A 12,192-nucleotide genomic window follows, 5' to 3' on the forward strand; every position below is an offset into this window, starting at 1 on the left:
GGAAGGTTAGTTGGACATAAGTAAAGGAACTTTAAGCATTGCTATTGATGGACCTGCTGGTGCTGGAAAAAGCACTATAGCTAGGCAAATTGCAAAGAAGCTAGGGTACATTTATATTGATACAGGCGCGATGTATCGTGCTATGGGACTATATTTCGTTCGTGAAAATATTTCTTTAGATGAGGAAGATGCTGTAATCAGAGCATGCGCACAAGTAGATATCTCTATTGTATTTGAGCAGGGAGAACAGCAGGTTTTATTAAATGGAGAAAATGTAAATGGATTGATCCGTTCTTTAGAGGCAGGAACTATGGCATCCGCTTGCTCAGTAAAAAAGCAAGTTCGTGAGAAATTAGTTGAATTACAGCAAAGACTTGCTGCTACAGAAAATGTAGTTATGGATGGTAGAGATATAGGAACTCATGTATTACCAAATGCGGATTTAAAAGTTTATTTAACTGCAAGTACGAAAGTACGTGCAAAACGTAGATATGAGGAATTAATTAGAAAGGGCGAGTCTGTTTCATTAGGAGAAATTGAAAAGAGTATCATGGATCGTGATTATCAGGATATGCATCGTGACATCTCACCACTTTGTCAAGCGAAGGATGCAATTTTAGTGGATAGTTCTACTATGGCAATTACTGAGGTGGTCGATCACATCCTTTTTCTATTTTCTCAGGTAGTGTGAAGAGAATTTCTAAGGCGCCAAAAGACACCGCCTAAGAAATTCTAAAACTTCACACTGGCTTACTGAGTTTTTAGCTAAGAGACAGACAAAGGTAGAAGTTTTGAAAATAACACTTGCAAAAACTGCAGGCTTTTGCTTTGGTGTAAAAAGAGCAGTAGATAAGGTATACGAAGAGATATCGAATGGGAAAAAAGTCTATACTTATGGACCAATTATTCATAATGATGAGGTTGTTAAGGATTTAGAAGATAAAGGAGTTAATGTCATTCATTCTTTGGATGAATTGAAAAAACTTGACAGGGGAACAATAGTGATAAGATCTCATGGTGTACCAAAGAGTGTACTAGATCAAATCAAGGAAATAGAGGATACAGATGGGAAAAGTTTTGAGATAGTAGATGCAACTTGCCCTTATGTACTGAAAATTCATCGAATTGTGAAAGAGCAGAGTGAACTCGGACGTCAGGTGATTGTGATAGGAGACAAAGAACATCCGGAAGTTTCTGGGATTATTGGTTGGTGCAAAAATTCTGCTATTGTAGTTGGGAATGCCGAGGAAGCCGAAAAAATTCAGTTATCTTCTGAACAAAAGGTATGTATTGTAGCCCAAACGACATTTAATTACAAGAATTTTCAAGAATTAGTTGAAATTATATCAAAAAAGGGTTATGATATACTTGTTTTAAATACGATATGCAACGCCACTGAAGAACGTCAGACAGAAGCAGCGATGCTATCACAGACTTCTGAAGCGATGATTGTAATCGGAGGAAAGCATAGTTCGAATACGAGAAAGCTTTATGAAATTTCTAAAAAGGAATGTGCAAATACTTACTATATACAGAAACTTATTGACCTGGATTTAAATCAACTTAAATCTTTTCGTAGCGTAGGTATTACTGCAGGGGCTTCCACCCCAAATAATATAATCAAGGAGGTTCATACTAGAATGTCAGAAATGAGTTTTGAACAATTATTGGAGGAGTCATTAGTAACAATACACAACGGAGAGGTAGTCGATGGTACAGTTATTCGTGTAAAAGAAGACGAAATTGTCTTAAATATAGGATACAAAGCAGATGGTATTCTTACAAGAAATGAGTATACTAATCAACCAAACGTTGACCTTAGAACCGTTGTAGATGAAGGCGACACAATGACCGTTAAAGTATTAAAAGTAAATGACGGTGAAGGTCAGGTTCTTCTTACTTACAAGAGACTTGCAGCAGAAAAAGGCAGCAAGAGATTAGAAGAAGCATTCAACAACAAAGAAGTATTAAAAGCAAAAGTAGCTGCTGTATTAGATGGTGGCTTAAGTGTAATCGTAGATGAAGCAAGAATCTTCATTCCAGCATCTTTAGCAAGTGACACTTATGAGAAAAATCTTGATAAATTCAAGGATCAGGAAATTGAATTCGTAATTAGCGAGTTCAATCCTAAGAGAAGAAGAATCATTGGTGATCGTAAGCAATTATTAGTTGCTAAGAAGCAGGAATTATCGAAAGCTTTATTTGCAAAGATTAAAGTTGGCGATGTAGTAGAAGGAACAGTAAAGAACGTTACAGATTTCGGTGCATTCATCGATTTAGGCGGCGCTGATGGTTTACTTCACATCTCCGAGATGTCTTGGGGACGTATTGAAAGTCCTAAGAAGGTATTTAAGGTTGGCGATACTGTAAAGGCATTCATCAAGGATATTCAGGGTGAAAAAATTGCTTTAAGTCTTAAGTTCCCAGAGCAGAATCCATGGGCAAATGCAAACGAGAAATACGCTGTTGGTAACGTAGTAACTGGTAAAGTTGCTCGTATGACAGAGTTTGGTGCATTTGTTGAATTAGAGCCAGGTGTTGATGCATTACTTCATGTATCTCAGATTAGCAAGGAACACATCGAAAAACCAGCAGATGCATTAAAGATTGGTCAGGAAGTTACAGCTAAGGTTGTAGATTTTAATAATGAAGATAAGAAAATCAGCTTAAGCATCAAGGCATTAGAAGCACCAGCTGCAGAAGAAGTAGCTGAAACAAATACAGAAGAGTAATAGGATGTGGATGAAAGAAATTAGCAACTTTGGAAACAAGTAAATTAATTTCTTTAAAAATAAATTTCTTTAGAATCTAATTTCTAAAGAAATTTGTTTTATCCGGAATTTGTGCTGACGTGCAAAATCCCTCCTATTTAAGTCGCAAAAAGTGACAGAATGAGAGGAAAAATGACGGATAGTTATGAAGTCTTTAAGAAAAGCGTTTTTGAATTAACCAAGATTGATTTGAATTCATACAAAGAGCGTCAGATGAAGAGACGGATTGACTCTTTAATAACAAAACATAAGTATACCACTTATGCAGAGTATGTCAGTGTGCTAAAGCAAAATAAGGTAATGTTTGATGAGTTTGTCACATACCTTACCATAAATGTATCGGAATTCTACCGCAATCCGGAACAGTGGCAATTGCTGGAGAAGGAAATTCTTCCTTCTCTTTTGCAAAAGTCTCCGAATATAAAAATATGGAGTGCAGCATGTTCCACCGGTGATGAGCCGTATTCCCTAGTTATGTTATTATCAAAGTTTATGCCATTATCAAAAATTAAGATAATAGCAACTGACATTGATAAGCAGGTACTAGATAAGGCAAGAATGGGTCTGTACAACATTAAAAGTCTAAAAGGGTTACCACAGGAGTATATTTCAAAGTATTTTACAGCTGTGAATGCCAGTACATATCAGATCGCTGATAGTGTAAAAGCGTGCGTTGAGTTTCGCCAACACAATCTGCTTAAGGATCCGTATCCAAGTGGAATGGATTTGATTGTTTGTAGAAATGTTTTAATCTATTTTACAGAAGAAGCAAAGGATGTAATTTATCAAAAATTCAACGAGGCATTAAAACCGAATGGGATCTTATTTGTTGGAAGTACAGAACAAATCATTCAACCACAGAACTTAGGGTATAGCACTCTAAAATCCTTCTTCTATACGAAAAGCTAAGTTAGAATAGCTCTTTGAATGTAAGCTTAAAATGCATTTAAATACATCAAAAAGTCATCAGCTGTTATTCGGTAATTCGTTACGGAATAACAGCTTTTATAATTTCCGAGGGACGAGAACTCACCCAAGGGGATTCGGCAAGGCGAAGTGTATTCGCCTAGAAAAATCTCCTTCGATTTAATGCAAGATTTAAGGATTATCAGGGTAGCGAAGTCACTTTGTTTATCTATATTTTGTATAAAAAATAGTGGTTGATTTTTTATATGCAATCGGTTATATTGATACATAGGTAATGATGAGGAAAGGAAAGAAAGAAATGCAAAGTACAGTTAGAGTTGCGGTAGATGCAATGGGCGGTGACAATGCTCCCTCAGAGATTGTCAAAGGCGCCGTAGAAGCTGTCAATGAATGTCCTGAAATCACAGTACACTTAGTGGGTCAATTGACCGCCGTACAAGAAGAACTAAAGAAGTATACGTACGATCAGAATCGTATTAAGGTAGTAGCAGCCAGTGAGGTGATAACTAACGAAGAAGCACCGGTAAATGCTATCCGTAGAAAAAAAGATTCTTCGATTGTTGTCGCACTTAATCTTGTAAAGAATGGGGAAGCAGACGCGTTTGTTTCCGCTGGAAGTACAGGAGCGGTGCTTGTAGGTGCGCAGTTGATTGCCGGAAGGATTAAGGGTGTTGAACGCCCGCCATTGGCTCCTTTACTTCCAACCATGAATGGGGTTTCCCTATTAGTGGATTGTGGCGCAAATGTGGATGCTAGAGCATCTCATTTGGTTCAATTCGCGAAGATGGGTTCCATCTATATGGAACACGTGGTTGGAATTAAGAATCCAAGGGTTGCAATTGTTAATATCGGCGCAGAGGAAGAAAAGGGTAATCTTTTAGTAAAAGAAACCTTCCCGCTTTTAAAGAACTGCGATGAAATTAATTTTATCGGAAGTATTGAAGCGCGAGAAATTCCAAATGGCGCAGCAGATGTTATCGTGTGTGAAGCCTTTGTGGGTAATGTTATATTAAAGCTATACGAAGGTTTGGCGAGTGCGTTGATGAAAAAAATCAAAGCCGGACTTACAAGCACAACGATTAGTACAATCGGTGCAGCGTTAGTTAAGCCAGCACTAAAAAAAACCTTAAAGGATTTTGACATGTCAAGTTACGGTGGAGCACCGTTACTTGGTCTCAATGGTCTTGTGGTGAAGAGCCACGGTAGTTCGAATGCATTAGAAATCAAAAATTCTATCATTCAGTGTATATCATTTAAAGAGAATGATATCAATACTAAAATTAAAGAGTTTATTCAAAAAGAAAATTAGAAATCACGAGTAAGAAAGGTGAACGTTATGGAATTTGAAAAGTTACAGAAAATTATCGGTGAAGTATTAAACATTGAAACAGAGGAAATCACAATGGAGACAACATTCATTGATGACTTAGGAGCAGATTCTTTGGATATCTACCAGATTATCATGGGAATCGAAGAAGAGTTTGATATCGAGATTCCAAACGAAGAGGCAGAGAATATTGTAACAGTTGCGGATGCAGTGGAACAAATCAAGAATGCATTGGAATAATATGATCGGGTGTTGCCTTAGCGGTGCAAATGGCAACACCCTTTTTTAATCTAAAACTTTTCTACTAAAAAAGTTTGTTACGGTGTAAACTAAGGTACAAAATGAAGTTTAGTATGATACATTAGAATGAGGTAGGTGAAATATGGCTGAATTAACAATAAAAAAGCTGTTAGCTGAATTTGAGCAAAAGATTGGTTATACGTTTGAGCAACCTGGTCTATTAAGACAAGCGTTAACACATAGCTCTTTTGCAAATGAGAAGAGGCTCAGTAAGTTAGCGAATAACGAACGTCTGGAGTTTTTAGGGGATGCTGTGTTAGAATTAACAACAAGTGAATGGTTATTTGCAAAACATTCTAAGATGCCAGAAGGTGATCTCACGAAATTACGTGCGAGCATGGTATGTGAACAAACACTTGCTTTGTGTGCAAGAGAACTAAAGCTTGGTCATTATGTATTTCTTGGAAAAGGGGAAGACGCTACAGGTGGAAGAGATAGGGATTCTATTCTTTCTGATGCCTTAGAAGCAATTATTGGTGCTATCTATTTGGATGGTGGTTTTGCTAATGCAAAAGAGTTTATTAGTAATTATATATTAGCTGATATCGAACATAAGAAACTCTTTTATGATAGCAAGACTATCTTACAAGAAATTGTTCAAAGTGAATATAAGAAACATCTAAGTTATAATTTACTTGAGGAGACCGGACCGGATCACAATAAGAAATTTACGGTAGTTGCCAAGATGGATGAAGAAAATTTAGAAATCGGAACCGGACGTACGAAGAAAGCCGCAGAACAAGAAGCGGCATATCGCTCTATTCTACAATTGCGAAATTTACAATAGGAAAGTGATAGATATATCTTTCACTTTGGCAAGTTTGTATCTACGTTGCACCCACAAACTTGATCATACTCCTTGTCTTTCATACAAAAGACAAGGTATATCGCAGAAATGAGGGAAACAATGTATTTAAAAAGTATTGAGGTTCATGGATTTAAATCGTTTGCAAATAAAATAACATTTCATTTTAACAATGGAATTACTGGTATTGTAGGACCAAATGGTAGTGGTAAAAGTAATGTTGCAGATGCGGTTCGCTGGGTTTTGGGAGAGCAAAGTGCAAAATCGCTCCGTGGTGCCAATATGCAGGATGTTATTTTTTCTGGTACTCAGATGAGAAAATCGCTAGGTTTTGCTTATGTAGCGATTACTCTAGATAACTCTGATCATAAACTACCGATTGAATACGAAGAGGTAACTGTATCGAGACGTGTCTATCGTTCTGGAGAAAGTGAGTACATGATTAATGGTACGAGCTGTAGATTACGTGATGTACAAGAACTATTTATGGATACTGGTATTGGTAAAGAGGGATATTCTATCATTGGTCAGGGTCAAATCGATAAGATTTTAAGTGGTAAACCTGAAGAGAGAAGAGAGCTTTTTGATGAGGCTGCCGGTATAGTGAAGTTTAAAAAAAGAAAGGCGTTAGCGGAACGAGATCTTGAAGCGGAACGATTAAATTTATCTCGTGTTACCGATATTATTTCGGAAATCGAAAGACAGATTGGACCACTTTCGAAGCAATCCGAAGTCGCAAAAGAATACTTACGCCTAAAAGAACAGCTGAAAAAATTAGAAGTAAATCAGTTTTTAATTGAATATGAGAAAAACAATCAGTTAAAGATTGAGGTTGATAATAAATCGCAAATTGTAACAGAGGATTTTAGCCAAACCCAAACTAAATTTGAGAACATTAAGACAGAGTATGAAAAGCTGGAAGAAGATTTAGAACAGTTAGGGGAAGAACTGGAGGTTGCAAAATCCTGTAAAAGTGAGTTACAACTTAGCATTGAAAAGACCGACGGAGAGATTAAGGTTTTAAGAGAACAGGTTGCTTCCATAACACAAAATGAAAACTCATTTCAATCCCGAATTGATTCTATCCGAGTAAATTCAGGGAATAAGCTTACTGAATTAGAAGGTTATCGAAAAGAAAAACAGGATATCGATGAAAAATTACGTGGATTAGAGGAAAAGAAATCGCGTAGTAGTGAAGCTATCTTGTTGATTGAAGATCGTATACAAGAGTTTACGAAGGAAATTGAATCCTGTAACAATGAGATTTTCCGAATCTTAAATGAAAATTCGAACATAAAGACAAACCTTCAACGTTATGAAACTATAAATGAGCAAAACTCAATTAAAAAAGCAGAGATTAATCAAAAGATTCTAAAGATAAAAAGCGAAGAGTCTTCTCTAAGCATCCGAATAGAGGAATTAAAATCAAATGCTGCTCATATTATGGAACAGATAGACAGTGTTACTTCGGAAAATCAAAATTTAGTTAAACAAATCGAAGAACTTCAAAAGAAAATCGACCAAGGGGTTGCGGTTTCGAATCAAAAGAATCAATCGTATTTATCCCTGAATGCGAAACTAGATTCCCTTAAGAATTTAACAGAACGATATGATGGATATGGTAATAGTATTCGTCGGATTATGGAACAAAAAGACCAAGTACCTGGTATCATTGGTGTCGTTGCTGATATTATTAAGGTGGACAAGAATTACGAAACTGCAATTGAGACAGCACTTGGCGGTAATATCCAAAACATCGTAACAGATAATGAGGATACGGCAAAAAGGTTGATTGATTTCTTAAAACAGGGAAAGCATGGACGAGCTACCTTTTTACCATTAACCAGTATTCAAGGAAATAGTTCATCGAATGAACAGGTGTTAAAAGAACAGGGAGTAATTGGTCTTGCAAATACATTGGTTAATGCAGAGAGTAGATTTGATGATTTATTAAAGTATTTGCTTGGAAGAACTTATGTTGTAGACCACATAGACCATGCGATAGCGTTATCAAAAAAATATAAATATAGTCTACGTATGGTAACTCTAGAAGGAGAGCAATTAAATCCAGGAGGATCACTCTCCGGTGGTGCATATAAAAACTCCAGTAATTTATTATCCCGTCGAAGGGAAATAGAGGAGTTAGAGGAAAATGTACTTACTCTTAGTAATGAAGTTGCGAAATTGAATGAAGATATTACTTCCTACAAAGAGCAACGTCTTTCTATGAGAGAGACAGTTGAGGCTAACCAAAAGAGGTTATCTGAATTGTCAGTGGAAGCAAATACAGCGAAAATTAGATTTGGTCAAGAACAGGAAAAGATGGATGGAATGCGCCATACTTACCTGGAGTTTATGAGTGAACTAAAGTTAATGGAAGAACAAAATCAGGAACTTAAAGTTAACATGGATAACCTTAAGGATTCCTTGATTGATAACGAAAGAATTAGCAAAGAAAAAGAGCAACGAATCGAAGAGTGCAATCAAAACCTTGTGAATGAGAGAGTGACAAAGCAAAGCTCTATGGATGAAGCTTCTTCTATTTTAGTAGAATCCTCAAACCTTGAACAAAGCATACAATATGTGTTGGAAAATATGCGTCGTGTACGTCGTGATATAGAGACACTAGAAGTAGAGGAACAAGAGTTACGAAGAGAAGCAGAACACTCTACGGAACAAAAAAATCAGCGTGAAGAACAAATTACGATTAATTTAAGCAAAAAACAAGAGGATTTGGAACGACTTCACATACTGGAAGAAAAGATTACATTGGCAAGTGGGCAAAAGGATCTCATGAGCCAAAATCATAAGGAATTTTTAAAGATTAGAGAAGAACTTCAGAATCGTCTTTCGCTTCTTGATAAAGAAACGTTTCGACTTCAAAGTCAAAAGGAAAAATTATCTGAGGTTTTGGATGCTCAAATAAGTTATATGTGGGAAGAATATGAATTGACGGTTAGCACAGCCACAGAGTATCAAGAGGAAGAATTAGGCAATCCTGTGTCAAATAAAAAAGGAATTACAGAGCTTAAAAATAGTATTAAGACCTTAGGTGATGTTAACGTCAATGCCATTGAAGATTATAAGAATCTTTCTGAGCGTTATGAGTTTTTAACGACTCAAAAAGCTGATTTAATATCTGCAGAAGAAAGTCTTTTGGGTATTATCAATGAGCTTGATGAAGAAATGAGAAGACAGTTTGAAGAAAAGTTTGCCGATATTAAAGAACAATTTGACATTGTATTTAAGGAACTTTTTGGTGGTGGTAAAGGTACACTGGAACTTACGGAGGATGAGGATATTTTAGAAGCTGGAATTCGAATCATTGCACAACCTCCAGGAAAGAAGTTACAGAATATGATGCAGCTATCTGGTGGAGAAAAGGCACTCACCGCGATTTCTCTTTTATTTGCAATTCAGAACCTAAAACCGTCCCCATTTTGTCTGCTCGATGAGATTGAGGCAGCACTTGATGATTCCAATGTTAAACGATATGCTAACTATCTTCATAAACTTACGAAAGATACGCAGTTTATCATCATTACACATCGTAGAGGAACTATGGCAGCGGCTGATGTATTATATGGTATCACCATGCAAGAAAAAGGTGTTTCAACATTAGTAAGTGTGAGTCTTATTGAAGATAATTTAGACAGTTAGCATGCCACTTTGTTGTTGACAGAATTATAAAAAAGAAATATGATAAAGTAATTGTTGTTAAATACTTTTAAGTAGATAAATTTACATCAAGAAATGTTGATTAGAGGTGAATGTTTTGGGAGAAAAGAAAGGTTTTTTCAGCCGTTTGGCTTCTGGTTTGGCAAAGACCAGAGATAATGTAATTTCTAGTATTGAGTCAATTTTCACTGGTTCATCAAATATTGATGATGACTTCTATGAAGAGCTGGAAGAAACATTAATTATGGCAGATCTAGGGATTAATGCGACAACTGCTATTATTGAAAATCTTAAAAATAAGGTAAAAGAAAATAAAATAAAAGAACCAAGCGAATGTCGTGATCTATTAATGGCAAGTATGAGAGAACAGATGAGCTTACCAGAGAATTCTTACGAATTTGAAAATCGCAAATCTGTTGTACTGTTAATTGGTGTTAATGGTGTTGGTAAAACTACCAGTGTTGGAAAATTAGCAGGTCAATTAAAGGATGCTGGAAAAAAGGTTATGGTTGCAGCAGCAGATACATTCCGTGCAGCAGCAATAGAGCAATTAACGGAATGGGCTAACAGGGCTCATGTTGATATCATAGCGCAAAAAGAAGGATCCGATCCAGCCGCAGTAATCTATGATGCTGTGACTGCAGCAAAGTCTCGTAATGTAGATATTCTAATCTGTGATACAGCAGGTCGTTTACACAACAAGAAGAACTTAATGGAAGAACTTCGCAAGATTGATCGTGTAATTGAACGAGAATATCCAGGCGCTTTTCGTGAGACTCTTGTGGTTTTAGATGGAACAACAGGCCAGAATGCATTGGCTCAGGCAAAGCAATTCAATGAAGTTGCAGACATTACTGGTATTGTTCTTACCAAGTTAGATGGTACTGCTAAAGGTGGTATTGCAATTGCAATTCAATCTGAATTAAAGATACCGGTAAAATATATCGGTGTAGGTGAGCAGATTGATGATTTACAGAAGTTTAGTCCGGATGACTTCGTAAAAGCTTTATTCGCGGTAGATGATAAATAAGTTTATGAGTTAGAACAAGACGACAACCTGAGAGGGTTGTCGTTTCATCTAGGTATCCGTATTATCAGAACTAGGAACATGTTCTGACAATCGATTTAAGGTGCAAAGAACGCACCTTTTATCAGAACTAAGAACATGTTCTGATAATATAGATTATTTTTAACCGAGAAGGAGGACATGACAATGATGACATTGGAAAAATTCGAAGAAGCCAGTGATGCGGTCATAAAAGTAACCAACCGTACAAAGCTTGTGTACAGTGATTATTTTTCAGAAATGACTGGGAACAAAGTGTATTTAAAGCCAGAAAACATGCAGTTTACCGGTGCTTATAAGGTAAGAGGTGCATATTACAAGATTAGTACGTTATCCGATGAAGAAAGAAAAAAAGGCTTAATTACTGCATCCGCTGGAAATCATGCGCAAGGTGTTGCATATGCAGCAAAGATTTATGGTGCAAGAGCAGTCATTGTAATGCCTACTACGACTCCGTTAATCAAAGTGAATCGTACCAAAAGTTACGGTGCAGAAGTGATTCTATATGGCAATGTATATGATGAAGCATGTCAGCATGCACTTGAATTGGCTAAGGAACATGGATTTACATTTATTCATCCCTTCAATGATGAAGTAGTTGCAACCGGACAAGGTAGCATTGCAATGGAAATTATCAAGGAACTTCCAACTGTAGATATTATTTTGTGTCCGGTTGGCGGTGGTGGTTTACTTGCTGGGGTATCTACTCTAGTAAAACTATTAAATCCAAATATTAAAGTGATTGGTGTAGAGCCAAGTGGTGCAAATTGTATGCAGCAATCTTTAAAGGCTTCTCATGTTGTTACCATGCCTTTGGTGGATACAATTGCTGATGGTACGGCTGTAAAGACACCTGGTGATGTAATTTTTCCATACATACAAAAAAATGTGGATGACATTATTACGGTCGAAGATAAGGAGTTAATTGTAAGTTTTCTTGATATGGTTGAGAATCATAAGATGATTGTTGAAAATTCTGGTTTACTTACTGTAGCTGCCTTAAAGCAATTAGATGTAACAGGGAAAAAGGTGGTTTCTATCCTTAGTGGTGGGAATATGGACGTGATTACCATGTCCTCCATTGTGCAGCATGGATTAATTGAGCGAGGAAGAATATTTACCGTGTCGGTACTATTACCGGATAAGCCTGGCGAATTGGTAAATGTTGCTTCAGTGATTGCGAAGGAACAGGGAAATGTAATTCGATTAGAGCATAACCAATTTGTAAGTATTAATCGTAATACAGCTGTGGAATTAGTAATTACGTTAGAAGCTTTTGGACATGAACATAAGAATGCCATTGTGAAAGCTTTAGAGA

At 36.6% G+C, this 12,192-nt stretch carries 9 protein-coding genes; all 9 read left to right on the forward strand.

The window, feature by feature from the left end; all coding sequences use genetic code 11:
• Window positions 1-10: 10 nt before the first annotated feature.
• On the forward strand, window positions 11-691 hold the full coding sequence (gene cmk, locus RTP52_RS17415; protein WP_312105120.1) for a (d)CMP kinase: 681 nt from the start codon (window positions 11-13) through the stop codon (window positions 689-691).
• Between the two features lie 100 nt (window positions 692-791).
• Complete coding sequence (locus RTP52_RS17420) at window positions 792-2,732, forward strand: bifunctional 4-hydroxy-3-methylbut-2-enyl diphosphate reductase/30S ribosomal protein S1 (protein ID WP_312105118.1); 1,941 nt, start codon at window positions 792-794, stop codon at window positions 2,730-2,732.
• Between the two features lie 171 nt (window positions 2,733-2,903).
• Window positions 2,904-3,680: a CheR family methyltransferase gene (locus RTP52_RS17425; protein ID WP_312105115.1), complete on the forward strand. Its 777-nt coding sequence runs from the start codon at window positions 2,904-2,906 to the stop codon at window positions 3,678-3,680.
• Between the two features lie 316 nt (window positions 3,681-3,996).
• The gene (gene plsX, locus RTP52_RS17430; RefSeq protein ID WP_312372698.1) at window positions 3,997-5,007 is read left to right on the forward strand and encodes a phosphate acyltransferase PlsX; all 1,011 of its coding nucleotides are present in this window, start codon (window positions 3,997-3,999) and stop codon (window positions 5,005-5,007) included.
• Window positions 5,008-5,034: 27 nt separating this feature from the next.
• The gene (gene acpP / locus RTP52_RS17435; RefSeq protein WP_012200460.1) at window positions 5,035-5,265 is read left to right on the forward strand and encodes an acyl carrier protein; all 231 of its coding nucleotides are present in this window, start codon (window positions 5,035-5,037) and stop codon (window positions 5,263-5,265) included.
• A gap of 142 nt (window positions 5,266-5,407) precedes the next feature.
• On the forward strand, window positions 5,408-6,112 hold the full coding sequence (gene rnc / locus RTP52_RS17440) for a ribonuclease III (protein ID WP_312107511.1): 705 nt from the start codon (window positions 5,408-5,410) through the stop codon (window positions 6,110-6,112).
• Between the two features lie 120 nt (window positions 6,113-6,232).
• Complete coding sequence (gene smc, locus RTP52_RS17445) at window positions 6,233-9,790, forward strand: chromosome segregation protein SMC (protein WP_312372699.1); 3,558 nt, start codon at window positions 6,233-6,235, stop codon at window positions 9,788-9,790.
• A gap of 115 nt (window positions 9,791-9,905) precedes the next feature.
• Window positions 9,906-10,838 carry a signal recognition particle-docking protein FtsY gene (gene ftsY / locus RTP52_RS17450; RefSeq protein WP_312105252.1) on the forward strand — a complete coding sequence of 311 codons (933 nt, stop codon included), beginning with the start codon at window positions 9,906-9,908 and terminating at the stop codon, window positions 10,836-10,838.
• A 177-nt stretch (window positions 10,839-11,015) separates the two neighbouring features.
• Window positions 11,016-12,192, forward strand: a 1,177-nt coding sequence (gene ilvA / locus RTP52_RS17455; RefSeq protein ID WP_334308331.1) for a threonine ammonia-lyase, incomplete at its 3' end; no start/stop codon positions are given.

Source organism: Lachnoclostridium sp. (genome assembly GCF_031997925.1).
Taxonomy (GTDB): Bacteria; Bacillota; Clostridia; order Lachnospirales; family Lachnospiraceae; genus Lachnoclostridium.